This window comes from Dactylosporangium fulvum, from assembly GCF_025137375.1.
GTDB classification, from domain to species: Bacteria; Actinomycetota; Actinomycetes; order Mycobacteriales; family Micromonosporaceae; genus Dactylosporangium; species Dactylosporangium fulvum.
This window is the reverse complement of sequence record NZ_CP073720.1, coordinates 5625586-5645103: the sequence shown is the minus strand read 5'-3', so window position 1 is coordinate 5645103 and position 19518 is coordinate 5625586. Positions and strand designations below refer to the sequence as shown.

Genomic DNA, 19518 nt, shown 5'->3' with positions numbered 1-19518 from the left:
GCCGGCCTCAGGCGGTCAGGGCCAGCCGTGCCGCCTGCACCGCGCTGTGGAAGGACACCTCGCTCAGCAGGCCCGGCGCCGCCACCATGTCACCGGCCAGGAACACGCCGTCGCCCCGGTCCACCGCCGGCCGGTCCCGCCACGTCTGCCCGGGCAGGTCGAGCGCCCCGGTGCGCCGGTTCGCCACCGCCTCGCGGCGCCAGGTCACCCGCTCCCGCCAGCCCGGCAGGCCCGCGTCGACCAGTGCCTCCAGCCGGGCCGTGCCGTCGGCCCGCGACTCGCCGGGCCGCAACGGCACCTGGGCCTGCACCAGCGACTCGCCCGGCGGTGCGAGTGATGGGTCCGGCGCCGTGTACCGCTCCAGCCACCCTGCCTCGTCCAGGTCCGACACCACGAACGCGTCCCGTGGCGCCGCCGTCACCGCGAGGTCCAGCAGCACCGCCCGGCCGCTCTCAACGGCGGGAAACGCCGTTCCCAGCAGCCGCGCCGCCGCGTCGAGGGACGTCGCGACGATGACTGGCGGCGACGGGAGATCCACGACCCGTGTCCCCGTGGTGATCGTCACGCCGCGGGCCGATGCGTGAGCGGCCAGCCGGGTGATGAGACCGTTCCAGCCGCCGGTGACGTAGCGCGCCGGCGGCGGTACCGCGAACACCCTCCGCATCCGGTCCCACACGAACGCCGCCGAAAGCCGGCCCGGATCGTGGTCGAACGTCGCCACGCCCATCAGCGCCGCGGCCTCCGGGCAGCCCGCCCATTCGGCGAACGACCGGTCGACCGGCGCCTTGCGCCACCGCCGGGCCAGCACCGTCCCGAGCGCGGCCGGCGGGGTCCGGCGCAGCGAGCCCCGGTGCCGGAACCGGAAGCCGCGCAGCGGCGCCGCCGAGCAGGGCCCGACGAGGTCCCGTTCCGCCAGCCAGGCCCACCAGGGGCCGTCGGCGTAGAGCACGTGCGGCCCGTCGTGGGCCACGTACGGCGGGGGAGTGGCCCGGGCCCGCCCGCCCAGCGTGGTGTGCGCCTCGAAGAGCCGCACCCGCGCGCCGGCCTCCGCGCATGAGATCGCCGCGACGAGTCCGGCGAACCCGCCGCCGATGACTGTGATGGTCCGCATGGCAACACGGACGCGGCAGGCCGCCCAAACGTGACACATGGAAGTTTCACGACTGCTCCGCGCTCGCCAAGATCAAGTTGGGCATCGGCGGCACTGGTGCTCGGCCTGCTCGCGGCGGTTCTTGTCGCGCCGTCGCCCCCGCCTCCCGCGTTGATCATGCAGTTGTGGTGCCGTGACACTCCCGGAGTGTCCGGATTGGTGGGAACCGCAAGTGCATGATCAACGCGGTGCGCGGAGCGGGTGGGTCAGCGGCCGCGTTTGGTCCGGTAGCGGGCGACCAGCGTGGCCGTGGAGCTGTCCAGGCCCGGGAGCTCCGCGCCTTCGGTCAGGGCCGGCTCGATCCGCTTGGCCAGGACCTTGCCGAGCTCGACGCCCCACTGGTCGAAGGAGTCGATGTCCCAGATCGCGCCCTGGACGAACACCTTGTGCTCGTACAGCGCGACCAGCTGGCCGAGCACCGACGGGTTGAGCTCGGTCGCCAGGATCGTCGTCGAGGGGCGGTTGCCATGGAAGGTGCGGTGCGGCACCTCCGCCTCCGCCACGCCCTCCGCGGCCACCTGCTCGGCCGGCTTGCCGAACGCCAGCGCCTGGCCCTGCGCGAACAGGTTGGCCATGAGCAGGTCGTGCTGCTCCGCCAGTTCGCCCAGCTCGGTGAGCGGCCGGGCGAAGCCGATCAGGTCCGCCGGTACGAGCATCGTGCCCTGGTGGAGTAGCTGGTAGTACGCGTGCTGGCCGTTGGTGCCCGGGGTGCCCCAGACGACCGGGCCGGTGTCCCAGTCGACCGGCCGGCCGTCGCGGGCGACCGACTTGCCGTTGGACTCCATGTCGAGCTGCTGGAGGTAGGCCGGGAACTTCGACATGTAGTGGCTGTAGGGCAGCACGGCGTGGGTCTGCGCGTCGTGGAAGTTGCGGTACCAGATGCCGAGCAGGCCCAGCAGCAGCGGCGCGTTCTGCTCGGGCGGCGCCGTGCGGAAGTGCTCGTCCATCAGGTGGAACCCGTCGAGCATCTGCCGGAAACCGGCCGGGCCGAGCGCGATCATCAGCGAGAGGCCGATCGCCGAGTCGTACGAGTAACGCCCGCCGACCCAGTCCCAGAACTCGAACATGTTGGCCGTGTCGATGCCGAACTTCGCCACCTCGTTCGCGTTGGTCGACACGGCGACGAAGTGCTTGGCCACCGCGGCCTCGTCACCCAGCGCCTCGACGAGCCACTTGCGGGCCGCGGTCGCGTTGGTGATCGTCTCGATCGTGGTGAACGTCTTCGACGAGATGATGAACAGCGTCCGCGCCGGGTCGGCGGCGACCAGCGCCTCGTGCAGGTCGGCAGGGTCGACGTTGGAGACGAAGTGGAAAACGAGGCCGCGGTCGGTGTAGGCGCGGAGGGCCTCGTAGGCCATCGCCGGGCCGAGGTCGGAGCCGCCGATGCCGATGTTGACGATCGTGGTGATGCGCTCGCCGGTGAAGCCGGTCCACTCGCCGGAGCGGACGCGGTCGGTGAACGCGGCCATCCGGTCGAGCACCGCGTGGACCTTCGGCACCACGTTCTCGCCGTCGACCTCGACGACCGCGTCGCGCGGCGCGCGCAGCGCGGTGTGCAGCACCGCCCGGTGCTCGGTGAAATTGATCTTGTCGCCGCGGAACATGGCGTCGCGCAACTCGTTCACCCCGCGCGCGGCGGCGAGCTCGCGCAGGAGGCTGAGGGTCTCGTCGGTCACGAGGTGTTTGGCGTAGTCGAGGTAGAGGTCGCCGACCTGCAGCGAGTAGCGCCCGCCACGGTCGGCGTCGGCGGCGAAGAGGTCACGCAGGTGCACCTCTCCGAGCTCCGCGCGGTGCTTGGCCAGCGCGGACCACTCGGACAGGTGGTTGAGCCTGGGCATCAGGAACTCCTAGCGACGTCAGCGAGGAACCACAGTCACCGTGATTCTGCCTGTTTCACATCCGTCTCGTCCGTGATGCGTCGTTCTTGCGGTTGCGCCGCAGCATGAACCGGTTCCTGACCGGCGTGTCCGGGCGCCGCCGCACGCCGGCCGCGGGCGCGACGGCGTCCCTCGAAGACCGCGAAGGCCGTCGCGGCGGCCACGATGAGCACCACCGGGACGTTCGGCACCTCGAACAGCTTCAGGGCGCTCGCGAGGAGCACGATGATCAGCGCGGCCCGGACCACCCCGGCGGGGGCGCGCGACGACAGCCGCGCACCGATCAGGACGCCGGGCACCGAGCCGACCAGCACGGCGGCGGCCAGGTCGAGCTGCAGGTCGCCGAAGACCGCGTGGCCGATCGCCGCCGCGGCCACCAGCGGCACGGCCTGCACGAGATCGGTGCCGACCAGGTCGTTGGCGCGCAGGGCCGGATAGAGCACGAGCAGGATGACGATGATCAGCGAGCCGGAGCCGACCGAGGTCATGCCGACGACGAGCCCGCCCAGCGCGCCGAGCAGCGCCGTGGGCACCGGGCGCACCTTGACGGTGGCGAGCGCGCCGGTCGCCGAGGTCTCCCGGCGGCTGTACGTCTTGACCAGCAGCCCCACGACCGCCAGGAGCAGTGCCGCGCCGAGCGAGACCCGCACGACCTGCTGGACCGTGTCCCCGCCGCCGATCGCGCGCATGAGCAGCACACCCAGGAACGCGCTGGGCACGCTGCCGACGCACAGCCAGCGGACCAGCGACCAGTTGACCGTGCCGCGGCGGGCGTGCACCCAGCCGCCGAACGGCTTCATGACCGCGCTCGCCGCCAGGTCGCTGGACACCGCGGCGAGCGGCGGCACGCCGAAGAACAACACCAGGATCGGTGTCATCAGGGCGCCGCCACCCATGCCGGTGAGACCGACGATCACGCCGACGCCGAGGCCGGCCAGGGCCATCACGGGATCCATCCGGAGAAGTTTGCCGACCCGGTCGCCCGCTGTCTATGTTGTCGGTCGGATTGGTGGGTATGACCACTCGCCCGGACGTACTACGTTGACGTAGATGGGTGTGATGCACGTCTCCACACAGGTCAGGGTGGTCTACGCGGCGGTGGTCACGACCGCGCTGCTGCTCGCGGCCGACGTCACCCTGACCTCGATCGCCCTGCGCAACCTCGGCCACCTGCACACGAAGCTCATGTCCGCGCATTCGCTGTCGCAGGTGCGCGTCGACCTGACCAACAACCTCGTGATCTCCGCCGTCGGGGCCGTCCTCGTCGGCCTGCTCGTCGTGTTCGTGCGCAGCCCGTCCAACAAGGTCCGGGTCGCGCTGTGGGTCATCGCGCCGTCGCTCGCGCTCAGCCTGCTCTGCGGCCTGGTCGGCGGGCCGGAGTGGGCGGTCGCGCCGACGGGCGTCGAGCCGGAACTGCTCCGGACGGAGTACGCGCGGGCGGTCCCCGGCTGGTACGTCACCTTCCACGGCATCACCGGGCTGCTCGCGGCCGTCCTGCTGATCTTCGCCGCGATCTTCGTCACCCGCGCCGACCTGCGCGAGTACTACCTGGACAACATCGACGGCACGAGGTACCGCTCATGGGTCGACCGCGGATAGCCGGCACTCGGCGCGACGCGGTCTGCGCCGGGCCGGCGGCGCGTCGTAAGGTGTCGCCGTGACGCAGCCGCCGAACGTTCCCGGCAACCCTCCGGGCCCCCGTCCGCCCGCATGGCAGGGACCGCCACGGGTGCCGCCCGGCGGCTACCAGGTGCCGCCCGGCCCCCAGGCGCCGGTCGTCAAGCGCATCCCGGAGGACCAGCCCTTCGTCGCGCGGCCCAGCGTGCTCAAGCGGCTGCTCGTCTTCGGGCCGGTCGCCCTCGTCGTCGTCCTGGCGTTCACCTGCCCGCTGGCGCTCGTCCTCACCACCGAAAGCCCCGACAGCACCAGCGGTGACATCGTGGCGGTCCTGGCGTTCGCAGGCTGCATGCTGTTCGTCGTCGCCGGCGCCGTGTCGCTCCAGGTCTTCCTGATCACCTCCGGCGGCCCGGTCCTGGCCGCCGGCCCGGCCGGCCTGTGGATCAAGACCCGGCCGACCCGCGGACAGGCCATCTGGCTGCCGTGGGAGAGCATCGAGCGGATCTCCAGGCGTCGCTGGGCGCTGGAGAAGATGGTCGTGGTCAAGCCGCGGGACCCGCGCACCGAGGGCAACCTCGGCGTGTTCACCGCGATCGACTCCAGTCTGCTCAAGGTGTTCTACGGTTCCGGTTTCACCGCGACCCTCAATTTCGCCGACCGGGGCGAGCACGAGATCATGGCGGCGATCGCGCAGTACAGCAACGGCCGCACGCTCATCGTCTGACCGGTGCGGCGCGCGGGGCTCCCACCCGGCGTGACGTAGATTTGTTCCTACCGCCCCACCGCCTCGCGGCTCACGCTTTGTGGGAGCGGTCACGGCGGCGCGCCGCACCCCGCCCGCAACCGGCTTCTGACCAGCACACCGGCGCCGGGCGGGTTCATGTGTCCGGCGGCCCGCCGCTGGAGAAACCGGTCGCCGTGGGCATCACACGCGGGCAGGGTGCCACGGAAATGTCAGAGGGTGCCGCTACGCTCGCCGCAGCATAGAGTCCAGACCAGGGGAGAGCATCGAGTTGACCGCACAACCCGAGACCTTGTACGGGGCAGACGACCTCACGCTCCTCGAGGGGCTCGACGCCGTCCGCAAGCGCCCGGGCATGTACATCGGCTCGACCGACGGCCGGGGCGTCGCCCACCTGTTCACCGAGATCGTCGACAACTCCACCGACGAGGGCATCGCCGGTCACGCCACCCAGGTCGAGGTGACCCTCCACGCCGACGGTTCCGTCCAGGTCGACGACGACGGCCGGGGCATCCCGACCGGCGTGCACGCCAAGTCGGGCATGTCAGGTGTCGAGCTCGTGCTGACCCGGCTGCACGCCGGCGGCAAGTTCGGCGGCTCCGGCTACAAGACCTCCGGCGGTCTGCACGGTGTCGGCGCCTCCGCGGTCAACGCGCTGTCCACGCGGTTCGACGTGACGGTCCGCAACGGCGGCAAGGTCCACCACATGTCGTTCCAGCACGGCGTGCCGGGCGAGTTCGACGGGCCGGGCGCGAGCGCGAAGTTCGCCCGCCGCTCAGGGCTGGTCGTCCAGGGCCGGATGAAGCGCGGCCAGTCGACCGGCACCTCGATCCGTTACTGGCACGACCCGCGCTATTTCGAGAACGGCGCCGCCCTCGACCCGGAGATCGTGCGGGCCAAACTGCGCAACACCGCGTTCCTGGTCCCCGGCGTGACCTATGTGCTGCGTGACGCCACCCAGGGCTCGATCACCACCGAGACATTCCACTACCCCAGCGGCCTGACCGACATGGTGGAGTTCCTCGCCCCCAGCGGCGACAAGCCGGTCTCCGGCACGCTGCTGATCAACGGCGAGGGGCGGTACAAGGAGAACGCCGCCGACGAGAACGGCGTGATGAAGGCCAACGTGGAGCGCCGCGCCGAGATCGAGATCGCGCTGCGCTGGGGCACCGGCTACGACCGCGTCGTCGAGTGCTTCACCAACACGATCCGCAACATGCACGGCGGCACGCACCGGCGCGGCTTCGAGCGCGGCGCGCTGCGTGCCCTCGCCGAGGCGATCCGCAACACGCGCGGCCTGCTGCGCCCCAAGGAGGACCTGCCGACGATCGAGGACGTGCTGGAGGGCATGACCGCGGTCATCCACGTGCGCATCCCCGAGCCGCAGTTCACCTCCCAGACCAAGGACGAGCTGTCCACGGCGCCGGTGACCAGGGTCGTGCAGCAGATCGTCGAGCAGCAGATCAAGGCGTGGGTCGAGGCCCGCAAGACCAAGGTCGAGGCCCGCACCGTCCTGCAGAAGATCGTCGACGCGGCGCGGGTCCGGCTGACCCAGAAGCAGCAGAAGGACGCCGCCCGGCGCAAGACCGCTCTCGAGGGCGCCTCGATGCCGGCGAAGCTCGTCGACTGCCGCTCCACCGGCGTCAAGCGCAGTGAGCTGTTCATCGTCGAGGGTGACAGCGCACTCGGCACGGCCCGCATGGCCCGCTCCTCGGAGTACCAGGCGATGCTGCCGATCCGCGGCAAGATCCTCAACGTGCAGAAGGCCAACATCCAGCAGGTCCTGGACAACGCCGAGTGCTCCGCCATCGTCCAGGTGCTCGGTGCCGGCTCCGGCCGCACGTTCGACCTGGAGGCGATGCGCTACGGGCGGATTCTGATCATGGCCGACGCCGACGTCGACGGCTCGCACATCCGCACGCTGCTCATCACGCTGTTCGCGAAGTACATGCGCCCGGTGATCGCCGACGGCCGGCTCTACGCCGCCGTCCCGCCGCTGCACAAGATCGTCACCAAGGGGCGCAACTCCGAGACGATCTACACGTACACGCAGCAGGAGATGACCACCACGGTGGCCCGGCTGGAGAAGGCCGGCAAACAGGTCGTGACGCCCATCCCGCGGTTCAAGGGTCTCGGTGAGATGGACGCCGACGAGCTCTGGGACACCACGATGAACCCCGCGACCCGCGCCGTCCGGCGCATCACCCTCGACGACGCCGAGGCCGCCGAACAGGTCCTCGAGCTGCTCATGGGTGAGCGGGTCGAGCCCCGCCGCAACTGGCTCATCGACTCCGCCGCCCGGGTCGACCAAGAGACCATCGACGCCTGACCCCGGAAGGTCCGTAACCTCAGATGGCACGCAAGACCACCAAGCCCGCCAAGGCCGACCTGTCCGCTTTCGATCAGGCCGGGGCCCGGGTCCTCGACAACCCGCTCGTCACCGAGGTCGAGGACTCCTACCTGGAGTACGCCTACTCGGTCATCCACTCCCGTGCCCTGCCCGACGCGCGCGACGGGCTCAAGCCGGTGCACCGCCGCATCCTCTTCTCGATGAGCGAGCAGGGCCACCGGCCCGACCGCGGCCACGTCAAGTCGTCCCGCGTCGTCGGTGACGTCATGGGTAAGTACCACCCCCACGGCGACGTCGCGATCTACGACGCCATGGTCCGCATGGCGCAGGACTTCTCGCTCAACGTGCCGCTCATCGACGGCCACGGCAACTTCGGCTCGCCCGACGACGGCCCCGCCGCCTCGCGGTACACCGAAGCGCGCATGTCCCGCGAGGCGATGCTGCTCGTCGGCGAGCTCGACGAGGGCACCGTCGACTTCCGGCCCAACTACGACGGCTCTCTCGAGGAGCCCTCCGTGCTGCCGGCCGCGTTCCCCAACCTGCTGGTCAACGGCTCGTCCGGCATCGCCGTCGGCATGGCGACCAACATGATCCCGCACAACCTCGGCGAGGTCGTCGCGGCCGCCCGCTGGCTGATCAACCACCCCACCGCGACGCTCGACAAGCTCATGGAGTTCGTCCCCGGCCCCGACCTGCCCACCGGCGGGCTGCTCCTCGGCCTCGACGAGGTCCGCCGGGCGTACGAGACCGGCCGTGGCGTCGTCCGGATGCGTGGCCGCGTCGAGATCGGCCCGCTCGAGGGCAGCCGCGGCCGGCAGGCGATCACCGTCACCGAGCTGCCCTACGGCGTCGGCGCCGAGAAGGTCATCGAGAAGATCACCGACGAGGTCAACAAGACCAAGCGGCTGCAGGGCATCGCCGACGTCAAGGACCTCACCGACCGGGAGAACGGCATCCGGCTCGTCATCGAGTGCAAGGTCGGCGTCAACCCGCAGCCGCTGCTCGCCGACCTCTACCGGCTGACGCCCCTGGAGCAGTCCTTCGGCGTCAACAACCTCGTGCTCGTCGACGGCCAGCCGCGCACGCTGGGCCTCAAGGCGCTGCTCGAGGTGTTCCTCGCCTACCGGTATGAGGTGGTCACCCGACGCACCACCTTCCGCCGCAAGAAGCGGATGGACCGCCTGCACCTCGTCGACGGCCTCCTCATCGCGCTGCTCGACATCGACCGCGTGGTCGCGCTCATCCGCGCCAGCGAGAACGCCGCCGCCGCCAAAGCCGGCCTCATGAGCGAGTTCGGGCTGAGCGACATCCAGGCCACCTACATCCTCGACACGCCGCTGCGCCGGCTCACCCGATACGACCGGATCGAACTCGAGGCCGAGCAGCAGCGGCTCAACGAGGAGATCGCCGCGCTGAGCCGCATCCTCGACGACGAGAAGGTCCTCAAGAAGGTCGTCTCCGACGAGCTCGCCGCCGTCGTGAAGGAGCACGGCCAGCCGCGCCGCACCACGCTCATCGACGGCGACCTCAAGGAGGTGCTCGCCGCCTCCGTGCCGGCCGGGCCGCTCGAGGTCAACGACGACCCGTGCCAGGTGCTGTTGTCCGCGACCGGCCTCGTCGCGCGGACCGCCGCCGAGTCCGAGGAGGCGCCCGAGGGCAGCCGCAAGGCCGGACGCGACAAGCACGACGTGGTCCGGGCCCTGGCGCACACCACGGCGCGCGGCCAGGTCCTGCTCGTCACCAGCACCGGACGGGCGTTCAAGGTCGACGTGCTGCCGCTGCCGGTCCTGCCCGAGCACGACGGCACGGTCTCGCTGCGCGGCGGCATGTCCACCGCGGAGCTCGTGCCGCTGGAGTCCGGCGAGACCGTGGTCGGCCTGGCCCCGCTGACCGAGCGCGGCGAGGGCACCTCACCCGGCCTCGCACTGGGCACCCGGCAGGGCGTGGTGAAGATCTGCCAGCCGGACTGGCCGGTCCGCGCCGACGAGTTCGAGGTCATCGGCCTGCGCGAGGGCGACGAGGTCGTCGGCGCGACGTGGCTGGCCGACGGCGCCGAGACCCTGGTGTTCGTCACCACCGACGCGTCGCTGCTGCGGTTCCCGGCCAAGCTGGTCCGCCCGCAGGGCCTCAAGGGCGGCGGCATGGCGGGCGTCAACCTCACCGACGACGCCCACGTCCTGCACTTCAGCGCCATCGACACCAAGGACACCGAGCACGGCGAGCCGATGGTCGTCACGGCGACGATGGGCAACGCCAAGATGACCCCGCTGCGCCTCTACCCGGCGAAGGGCCGTGCCACGGGCGGCGTCCGGGCCCAGCGCTTCCTCAAGGGCGAGTCCCGACTGGTGCTCGCCTGGGTCGGCCCACGCCCGGTGGCGTCCAGCAGCAAGGGCGAGCCCCGCGACCTGCCCGCAGCCGACCAGCGCCGCGACGGCTCCGGCGCCCAGCTCCGGGCCCCGGAGATCGTCGGCCACCTGGTCCAGCGCGGCTGACGCCCCAGTCCCGTCTCGCTCTGATCCGCACCGCCCGCGGCCAGCGCTCGCCGGCCGCGGCCGGTGCGGGTCCTGCACCGGCCGGTTTGCCCTGGCCAATCCGGCTGGCGTGTCCTAGCTTCAGCTGCGGCGCGCCCTGTTGTGGCGGGCGGTTTGGCTGGTATGCCCTGGCTGCGGCGCGCCGTTTCTGCCCGCGGGCACGCGGCTGCGGCTGGCGGTGTGCATCGGCTTGCTGGTGCGCGGCTTTTGACGGCGGCACACGGCGTTCAGCTTGCGGGGGAGCGGCTCAGGCCCGTCCGGCACCATGGCCTGCCTCGACTGGTCCAGCCGAGGAGGGTTGATCGGGACCCGGCTTTCGCGCCTGCCAATGCCATGACGCCCGCCCCGATGCTCAAGGAACGCTAGTACGCCGGTGCTACCCGGTTGACCGGCTCGGCGACGACGTCGGGTTCGCCGGGCCTGGAGATCCGAACAGCACTCGCCCTCGGCGCGCTGGTCCTTTGATCAGGCTGTGTCGGCTCGGGTCTGCGTCGAATGAGACCCGACGCGCGCGACCGGAAGTCGGTCAAGGCGTCGTGCTGCGGCCGGCTACCACGGCTCGTCCAGATACCGGGATACAATCGATGGTTGTCGACTCGTCAGGGGCCGATTTCTCATGATCCCGAAGACTTGGTGCTGCGTGGACGACTACAAGTCTTCGGGATCATGGAAAACCCACTCCATCGCCGCATGTCGATACACCATGATGTCTGAAATGTCCGCCATGTGCTTGCCTGCGAAGCGCCGACTGCACCGGAATGCCTCATCCGGATCGAGCGTCAGCCCCATAGTGCCGGCCGACCGCACCGGAATGCCTCATCTGGATCGAGCGTCCGCCCATCGTGCCCTGCCGACTCCGCCGGCGGAGCCGCCTGGCGGACTATCCGCCCCGGCCGCGCTCGGTTGAAGGCTGGCGGGCCGACTCGGCTGGCGCCCCGGGACTTGCTGGTCCGAAATCGCGATCAAGCCGGTACCACCCGATCCCAACCCGCTCCATAGGATGTCCGCGGTGGAGGTGCGGCATGCTGGTTGAAGTGCGTGGCAAGGTTCCCGGGCGGAGCCGTGACGACATCCCGGTCGCACTGCTGGAACTCGCCGAGGAACGGATCGCGGTCGCGGCGCTCATCGAGCGCGCGGTCGAGGAACAGATCCGGCTGATGGAGGCCGACCGGGTCCGGTGCCGCGCCATGCTCGACCGACAGTATCTCTCCGCTGACGAGATCCGCGCCCAGGCGGCCGGCGGCGTGATCCGGCTGCCCGCGGGTGAACCCGCGGCGCCGGACGTGGCTTCCGAGGTGGCGAAGGCGCGTCGGGCCTTCGAGCGCGGGGTGTTCGCCGTCTTTGCCGGCGGGCGCCAGGTGGAGCGGCTCGACGAGGTCGTCACGCTGCGTATCGGTGAACCCGTGCTCTTCCTGCGGCTGACACCGCTCGTGGGCGGCTGAGCCGTTGACCACGACGCCCGGGGACGAGGCGGCCGACCGTTGGTACACCGATGTCCCGGACATGTACCGCCAGGCGGTCGCCGAGGAACGCACCGCACTCCGGAACCTTGCAAGGCGCGCCGGGGATCTGGCGGAGCGTGGCGACCAGGCGACGCTGCGCACGCTGGCCGATGAGATCCGGCACCGCATCGCGGCCGGCAACGAGGTCTACCGTACCGGCGGCCACCTGCGCGGCAACCTCCACGACATCGTCGCCGTGCTCGACGCCGCGTACGACCGCGCGTTCCCGGTCGCCGACCCCGCCGACGTCGCCGGCTTGCTCGACGTGCCGTGGCCGACCAAGAGCCGCGCGGCGCTGCTGGCCGCGGCGACGGGCGACCGGTGGTTCCGGCCCGGGCCACTCGCTGAGTGCGCGCTGCGCGACGGCGACGTACGGATGCTGCGGCTGCTCCTCGCCAACCACTTCCACCCGCTGTCCCGCGCCCACGTCGCCTCGGCCCTTGACGCGCTGCAGTCGGCCGGTGACCTCGACGCGGCGACGGTGGAGCAGCAGTTCGCCGCCGACCCGTACCTGTGGCACGGCATCGCCGGCACCGACCCGATCTCGCCTCAGCAGGCCGGGACGCCCGCCGCCTGCCTGCCGTTCGTTCGTGATGTCGTCGACGAGATGTTCTGGGACGGTACGACGAGCGACACGGCAGCCGCCGTGTTTCCCAAGATCGTCCGCCCGCGAGGGCTGCGGTTCGTCCAGCGCGCGATCGAGCGCCCCAAGACCGCCGACGTCCTCGGCGCCGCCGACCTCACCGGCGCCGAACGGGCGGAGTTCGTCCGATGGCTGGGCGACCGCCCGGCCGCCGACCATCTCCGCGCGTTCACGATGCGACTGCCGGCCGGCGACGCGGAATCCGTGCTGCCGCTGCTCGGCCTCGCCGCCGCCGCACCGCTGTTCCGGCTGGCGTGCGCCTCCGCCACGGACGGTGCGCAGCGCCACGACCTCGCCACGATCCGGGACGCCGCCGCGGCCGCCGGAGAGGAAGCGACCCGCTCGGTCCTGAAACTGCGGCCCAGCGAGGCGATCTCGGCCGCGCTCGGCCACAACCGCGCCGCCGTCGAGAAACGGGTCCGGCACAACGCGCTCGCCGGCATCGCCGCGTACGGTCTACTGCCGCTCACCGACGGTGAGACCGTCCTCGACCGGTACACCTTCCTGCGTGAGGTCGCCAAACGCGGCGCCAAGCTCGGCCCCAACCGCCGGCACAGTCACGCGGCCGCGATCGAGGTGGCGATCGACCATCTCGCGCAGGTGGCAGGCTTCGAGGACGCGAACCGGCTGGAATGGCACTGCGAGGCGGAGATCGCCGAGGCGCCGGCCGAACGGCAGCTCGGCGCGTACACGGTCGCGGTCCGGGTCGACGGTGCCGACGCGATGATCGAGGTCGCCAAGGCGGGCAAGGTGCTGCGGACGGTACCGCAGGAAGTGCGCCGTCACCCTGAGTACCCGCAGCTGCGTGAGCACCAGGAACGCCTCCGCGACCAGGCCCGCCGGATGCGCACCGGGCTCGTCGAACGCCTGGTGGCCGGTGGCGGCACCCTCACGCCCGGTGAACTCGGCCGGCTGCTGCGCCTGCCGTCCGGCGCCGCGATGTTGCCGGACCTGGTGTGGCGCGACCGCACCGGCGCGTTCGGCCTGCTCGCCGACGTGGACGCGGACGGGCCGGTGACGGCGGCACATCCGTACGACCTCTATCAGGACGGCGTGCTCGGCCACTGGCAGGCCGAGATCGTGCGGCGGCGGATCCGGCAACCCGTCAAGCAGGTGTTCCGGGAGTTGTACGTGCTGACGCCCGCCGAGCGGGACGCCGGCACCCGATCGGCACGCTTCGCGGGGCACCGCGTCGACGGCAAGGTCGCCGCGCGGCTGCTGTCGGCCCGTGGCTGGACGATCCTGTCCGACTACGACGAGTACCAGGCGGTGCGGCCGGCGGGTAATGGCGTGACGGCGGGACTACGCTGTGACTTCCACGGCTACTTCGGCATGGGTGACGTGCTGCTGGGCGAGGTGAGCCTGCTGGAACGCGGCGCGCCGGTGCCGCTGACGGAGGCCCACCCGGTCGCGTTCTCCGAGGCGATGCGGGACCTGGACCTGGTGGTGTCGATCGCCGGGACGGATCCGGACGGTTACGCTTCGCCGCTGCACGCCGAGAGCCGGGCACAGCTGCTGGGCGCGCTGATCGCCGAGCTGGGGCTGTCACGGGTCACGGTGGACGGCACGTCGGCGGTGGTGAGGGGCACCCGGGCGACGTATCGTGTGCATCTCAACAGCGGCAGCATTCACGTCGAGCCCGGCGGTTACCTTTGCGTGGTGCCGGCGACGTTCGGCAAGACCCGCCACGGCCGCCTGTTCCTCCCGTTCGCCGATGAGGACCCGATGACGAGCGTCGTGCTGAGCAAGGTCCTGCTGCTCGCCGAGGACGAGAAGATCACCGACAGATCGATCCTCGACCAACTGGCGCGCCTCACCGCGTGACCGCTCGTCTGGCCGGCCTCGTCTGGCAGGCCTCGTCTGGCTGGCCTCGTCTGGTTTGGTTTCCCGTGGTCGGCCTCGCATGGCTGGTCTCCCTTGGTCTACCGTGGTCCGGGCCTTTCTTGGTCGGCCTGGCTTCTCTGGTTTGGTTTTTCTTTGGTCGGCTTCTTTGGTCGGCGTTTTCTTCGGTCGGGCCCGATGGTGTCGGAGAGCGCTCGCCAACACCCCGGATGGAGCGCGGTGCCGGCATCTGCGGCTCTCCGCATACATGTGCTCAACCGCACTCCGCAGGCAGTACCACCGGGAGAGCGCTCGCCCGCGGCTGGAGGCGAAATGCGTTCGCCACGGCCGGGCGGTGATGGCAGCATCGGCGGTATGCAGCCGCACCGTCACCGGATGATGCGCCCCTACCCGGGGCCCTTCGGCGTGCGCTGACACCACCGAACCAACGACAAGGCCCTGTCCGGCGGGGCCTGTCTGTCCGCGTCCCCGTCCGCGACCGGCCGGAGAGCGAGACGACGATGAGCTTCTACGTCACCACGGCGATTCCGTACGTCAATGCGGACCCGCACCTCGGCCACGCCCTCGAACTGGTCCAGGCCGACGTGCTGGCCCGGCACCGAAGGCTGCGCGGCGAACCGGTCCGGTTCCTCACCGGCACCGACGACAATGCGTTGAAAAACGTCGCCGCTGCGAAGAGCGCCGGACGGGACGTCCGGGCGTTCGTCGACAGCAACGCCGCCCGGTTCCGTTCCCTGCGGGGGCCGCTGGACCTGTCGTTCGACGACTTCATCAGTACCAGCGCCGATCCTCGGCACGCTCCCGGCGTCGAGCGGCTGTGGCGGGCGTCCGCAGACCGCGGAGACTTCTACCGTCGCCGCTACGAAGGTCTGTACTGCGCGGGCTGTGAGCAATTCATCGACGGAACGTGTCCCGAGCACCCGCACGACCAGCCCGTGCCCGTCGCGGAGGAGAACTGGTTCTTCCGGCTTTCCCGCTACGCCGACCGCATCGGGAAACTGCTGGAAACGGGGGAGGTGCGGGTCGAGCCGCAGGCCCGGCGCAACGAGGTCCTGGCGTTCGTGCGCGGCGGGCTGAGCGACTTCAGCGTCTCCCGCCCGGCAGCCCGCGCCGACGGCTGGGGGATCCCGGTCCCCGGGGATCCCTCGCAGGTGGTGTACGTCTGGTGGGACGCCCTGGCGAACTACGTAACCGCGCTCGGCGAGGGCGACGAGTACGAGCGGTGGTGGGCCGGCTCCACCGAGCGCGTCCACGTGATCGGCAAAGGGATCGTGCGTTTCCACGCCGTGTACTGGCTGGCGCTGCTCCTGTCGGCTGGCCTCCCGCTGCCGACGGCGATCTTCGTCCACGACTATCTGACGGTGGACGGCGCGAAACTCTCCAAATCGGCGGGAAACAGCGTCGACCCGCAGGACCTGGTGGCCCGGTTCGGTACCGACGCCGTTCGCTGGTGGCTGCTGCGTGAGGTGGCCCCGGTCGGCGACACCGACTTCACCGTCGCCCGGCTGGTCCATCGCGCGAATCAGGACCTCGCCAACGGCCTGGGCAACCTCGTCAACCGAACGCTGACGCTGGTCCACAGTAGACAAGATGGCTGGATCGGCGATCCGGCAGCTCCCTACGGCGTCTGCGCACAGCTCCCCGGCAGGATCGACCGGGCGCTGGCCCGTTTCGACCTGCGCGCCGCCACCGATGCACTGTGGACGGTCGTCGATGAGGGTAACCGCCTGGTGGAATCTTCCCGCCCATGGCAACTGACCGGACCAGCTCTCGACGCGGTGCTGGCGACGTTGGTCCATTCGTGCCGGGTCCTGGCAAAAGAGCTGGAACCGTTCCTGCCCTCAGGCGCGGCCCGCCTGCGCACACAACTCGGCACCGGCAATCAGGTCGGCCCCGCGATCCCGGCGTTTCCAAGACTGGTCCCTGCCTCGTAGCCACGTTTCACGGACCTGGGTCCCGCCTCGTCGCTCAGCCCTGCCCGGGGCGTGGTCGTCATCCGGTCCCTTTTCCGTTCACAGCCAACCGGATCTGCGGAACAGCCGGTGGAGCACGACGGCGCCGGCCACCATCACCAGCAGTACCACCGCAAAGCCGTAGCGCCAGTTGAGCCCGGGAATGTTGGTGAAGTTCATGCCGTAGAGGCCGGCGATCGCCGTCTGCATCGCGGCGATCGCGGCCCACGCGGCGATCTTGCGCATGTCATTGTTCTGGTCGAGGCCGACCTGCGCCAGCCGTGCCTGCAGGATCGAGTCCAGGAGTTCGTTGTACGAGCCGACGCGCTCCACGACCTGGTTGAGCCGGGCGTGGACGTCCAGGAAGTACTGCCGCAGCGCCGGCGGCACGTCGACCGCCGGTTCCGTCACCCGGCGCAGTGGCTGCTGCAGCGGCAGCACCGCCCGCTTGAACTCCACCAGCTCGCGCTTGAGCTGGTAGATCTGCTGGACGTCGCAGCCCCCGACGCGCAGGAACGCCGTTTCCTCGAGCTTCTCGACGTCCTGCTCCACGTGCGTGGCCACGTCGTGGTAGAGCTCCACCATGCGCTCGATAACGGCGTAGCCCACCGACCACGGGCCCTGGCCGAGCAGCGTCGGGCGCTCCTGCAGCCCGCCGCGCACGTCCGCGAGGGCGCCGGCCCCGCCGTGCCGCACGCTCACCACGAAGTGCCGGCCGATCAGCAGGGTCACGGCGCCGGTGTCGACGACCTCGGAGGTCGCGGTCAGCTCGACATGGTCGACGTACCGCGCGGTGCGCAGCGTCAGCACCGTCACGTCGCCGCGCCGCTCCACGGCGGGCCGCCGGTCCCTGGCGAGGGTCTGGTCGACGGCGGCCTCGTCCAGACCGACGAGGTCGGCGACCACGGCGAGCTGCGCCCAGGTCGGCTCGAACAGCCCCAGCCAGACGAACCCGTTGCGGCGGCGTCTGGCGGCGGCGTACGCGTCCTCGAAGCTGGGCCGGCCGGGCTGGCGCACGCCGCGTACGTACAGTGCGCAGTCGACGACGGCGTCGTCGGGGTCCTGGCCGGGCAGGAGATGCGGCAGACGCTCGTGCGGCTGGAACTGCTGCAGCATCCGCCCGAGCAGCCGCCCGACGCGCCTGCCCACCTTCACCTGCTCCACGCCCCGGCCCTCTCTTCGCGTCGCGTTCGGCGACACGCTACCGCGTGGATCGCCCGCGGAGTCGGGGACGTGGTGTCAGATCCGGTTCACCGGCCGTAGCCCCCGATCCGGCTGCTCGTCGAGGAGCACGTAGAGCAGCGTGCCCAACACGAGGAGCGTGCCGCCGAAGACCTCCCAGCCCAGGGCCACGCCGGCGATCGTCGTCACGACGCACTGCACCACCAGGCCGACCACGGTCAGTCTGCGGGCAGGCCGGCGGCGTACCGCCGCCAGGAGCAGCACCGCCGCCAGCGCGACGAGCAGCACGCCGAGCACCACCGCGGCCACCCGGATCGCGACCTGCGCCTGGGACGGGTCGGTGCCGTTGAGCGACATCGAGTACGCGTCGACGACGCCGCCGAGCACGAACAGCAGGCTGGCGACGACCAGGCCTTCCACCATGATCCCGGCCGCCGCGACGATCAGTGCCACCATTCGCATCCGGTCAAGTTACTCCCGGGTAGCCAATGGTTCAAGGGCTTCGATGCGTTCCGGATTTTTGTCGTACCTCGGTGGCAGCATCGTCGCGACGAGGGCGAGGGCCGTGACGGTGCCGCCAGCGGCGACGAGCAGCGCCGCACCCGCGCCCCACGCCTGCCACGCGAGCCCGAAGAGGACCGAGGAGACGAGATATGCCAGCGCCTGACCACTCTGCACGAGCGCGATCCCGGTGGCCCGCAGCGGCGCCGGTAGCAGCGGACCGGCGAGCGCCATCAGCACGCCGTCGGTGGCGGCGTAGAACACGCCGTAGAGCACCAGCGTGACGACCAGCGCCGGCCAGCCGCTCGCCTGAGCGGCCAGCAGCAGATAGACGGCGCCCAGCGCGGCGAACCCGGCGAGACAGACCGTGCGCCGGCCGATCCGGTCGGCGAGGTTCCCGATGGGAATGGCAATGAGGAGGTACGTGAGATTCGTGCCGACGGCGAGGAGCGGGAACCAGCCGACGGCCAGATCGTGGCGGCGCTGGAGGACGAGGTAGACGAACCCGTCACCGATGGTGGCGAGGCCCATGACGACCGCGGCGAGCACAACGAGCCGGATGTCGCGGCGGCGCAGCAGCGCGACGGCGGCCCGGACCGACACGCCCGACACGCCCGGCGCGGCCGGCGCTGGTTCCGCCCCGTGCGGCGCCGCGGCGTGGGCGCCGGCGGGCGGTCCGGGCGGCGGCGCGGGTTCCGCCGCCTCTTCGGTCCTTGTCGGCCTTGCTGTTCCCGTCGCATCCGGGTTGATCGGTGTTTCGGCAAGGCCCGCGGGTGAGCCGCGGTGGTCGGGGACGAACAGGGTCAGGACCAGCACGCCCAGGAACGCTATGCAGGCACTGGTGACGAAGACGGCGTCGAAGGCCTGACCCGCGACGGTCAGGACCGCCAACGCGACCAGTGGGCCGGCGAACGCGCCGGCGCTGTCCATCGCGCGGTGGACGCCGAACGCGCGGCCCAGGCGCTCGGGCGGCGTCGACAGGGTGATGAGCGCGTCGCGCGGGGCGGTGCGCAGGCCCTTGCCGGCGCGGTCGGCGACGATCACGGCGCTCAGCGCGGGCACGGAGGAGCCGGCGGCGAGCAGGCCGAGCTTGGCTGCGGCGGACACGGCGTAACCGAGGCCGGCGACGGCCTTGCGGCGGCGGGTGCGGTCGGCCACGTAGCCGCCCGCGAGCCGGAGCAGTGCGGTGGCGCCGGTGTAGAGGCCGTCCACGACGCCGTAGGCGGCGGGGCCGAGGTGCAGGCCGATGACCAGGTACAGCGGCAGGACCGCGGTGACCATCTCGGCGGACACGTCGGTGATCAGGCTGACCGTGCCGAGCGCCAGGACGGTGCCGGCGACGCGGGTCCGCGCGCCGCGGGCGGCCGGGACCGGCTTGTCCACTGTGGACAGATACAACGGGTGTCCTCACGTCGAGGGGTGAGGACACATGGTGATCGGCGGCGGCGACACCGCCGTGAGGGGTCGTTGGCCGGGAGGTGAACAGTTCGGGCTGCGTCGATGGGCTCCGGCATGATGATCGAGCCGCGCCCTTGGAACGGCCGGTCGGCGGCGGCCAGGATCCGCTCCCGCAGCGTGGCGGCGCCGACCCGCCCCGCGTCGGCGGGTGCGGCGGCGAGGACCACCGGG

The 19518-nt window shown here is 71.2% G+C and carries 13 protein-coding genes; 7 read left to right on the top strand and 6 right to left on the bottom strand.

Features of this window, described 5'->3' with window-relative positions; translation table 11 throughout:
* Nucleotides 1-7 precede the first annotated feature (7 nt).
* From Dfulv_RS48430 to Dfulv_RS26510, 3 genes are all read right to left on the bottom strand, one after another.
* Entirely contained in the window at nt 8-1111 is a 1104-nt protein-coding gene (locus tag Dfulv_RS48430; RefSeq protein ID WP_264675822.1) for an NAD(P)-binding protein, read from the bottom strand.
* Nucleotides 1112-1356: 245 nt separating this feature from the next.
* Nucleotides 1357-2988 carry a glucose-6-phosphate isomerase gene (gene pgi, locus Dfulv_RS26515; protein ID WP_259856089.1) on the bottom strand — a complete coding sequence of 544 codons (1632 nt, stop codon included), beginning with the start codon at nt 2986-2988 and terminating at the stop codon, nt 1357-1359.
* A 35-nt stretch (nt 2989-3023) separates the two neighbouring features.
* Entirely contained in the window at nt 3024-3983 is a 960-nt protein-coding gene (locus Dfulv_RS26510; protein ID WP_259856088.1) for a sulfite exporter TauE/SafE family protein, read from the bottom strand.
* A gap of 94 nt (nt 3984-4077) precedes the next feature.
* Between Dfulv_RS26510 and Dfulv_RS26505 the strand changes: the two genes are divergently transcribed.
* The 7 genes from Dfulv_RS26505 (at nt 4078) to metG (ending at nt 16188) form a co-directional block, all read left to right on the top strand.
* A complete protein-coding gene (locus tag Dfulv_RS26505; RefSeq protein ID WP_259856087.1) occupies nt 4078-4626 on the top strand; it encodes a hypothetical protein in 549 nt (182 codons plus the stop codon).
* Nucleotides 4627-4684: 58 nt separating this feature from the next.
* Nucleotides 4685-5368, top strand: a complete 684-nt coding sequence (locus Dfulv_RS26500) for a hypothetical protein (protein WP_259856086.1) — start codon at nt 4685-4687, stop codon at nt 5366-5368.
* Between the two features lie 259 nt (nt 5369-5627).
* The gene (locus Dfulv_RS26495; RefSeq protein WP_406568031.1) at nt 5628-7715 is read left to right on the top strand and encodes a DNA gyrase/topoisomerase IV subunit B; all 2088 of its coding nucleotides are present in this window, start codon (nt 5628-5630) and stop codon (nt 7713-7715) included.
* Nucleotides 7716-7738: 23 nt separating this feature from the next.
* Nucleotides 7739-10228 carry a DNA gyrase/topoisomerase IV subunit A gene (locus tag Dfulv_RS26490; RefSeq protein ID WP_259856084.1) on the top strand — a complete coding sequence of 830 codons (2490 nt, stop codon included), beginning with the start codon at nt 7739-7741 and terminating at the stop codon, nt 10226-10228.
* Between the two features lie 1061 nt (nt 10229-11289).
* A complete protein-coding gene (locus Dfulv_RS26485) occupies nt 11290-11709 on the top strand; it encodes a hypothetical protein (RefSeq protein ID WP_259856083.1) in 420 nt (139 codons plus the stop codon).
* Between the two features lie 4 nt (nt 11710-11713).
* Nucleotides 11714-14236: a DUF4132 domain-containing protein gene (locus tag Dfulv_RS26480; RefSeq protein ID WP_259856082.1), complete on the top strand. Its 2523-nt coding sequence runs from the start codon at nt 11714-11716 to the stop codon at nt 14234-14236.
* A 518-nt stretch (nt 14237-14754) separates the two neighbouring features.
* Complete coding sequence (gene metG / locus Dfulv_RS26475; RefSeq protein WP_259856081.1) at nt 14755-16188, top strand: methionine--tRNA ligase; 1434 nt, start codon at nt 14755-14757, stop codon at nt 16186-16188.
* Between the two features lie 78 nt (nt 16189-16266).
* Here metG and Dfulv_RS26470 read toward each other — a convergent pair whose 3' ends face one another.
* The 3 genes from Dfulv_RS26470 to Dfulv_RS26460 form a co-directional block, all read right to left on the bottom strand.
* A complete protein-coding gene (locus tag Dfulv_RS26470; protein WP_406568030.1) occupies nt 16267-17322 on the bottom strand; it encodes a magnesium and cobalt transport protein CorA in 1056 nt (351 codons plus the stop codon).
* A gap of 123 nt (nt 17323-17445) precedes the next feature.
* Complete coding sequence (locus tag Dfulv_RS26465) at nt 17446-17850, bottom strand: hypothetical protein (protein ID WP_259856078.1); 405 nt, start codon at nt 17848-17850, stop codon at nt 17446-17448.
* A 9-nt stretch (nt 17851-17859) separates the two neighbouring features.
* Nucleotides 17860-19287, bottom strand: coding sequence for an MFS transporter (locus Dfulv_RS26460; protein WP_259856077.1), 1428 nt, complete (start codon nt 19285-19287; stop codon nt 17860-17862).
* Between the last annotated feature and the right edge of the window lie 231 nt (nt 19288-19518).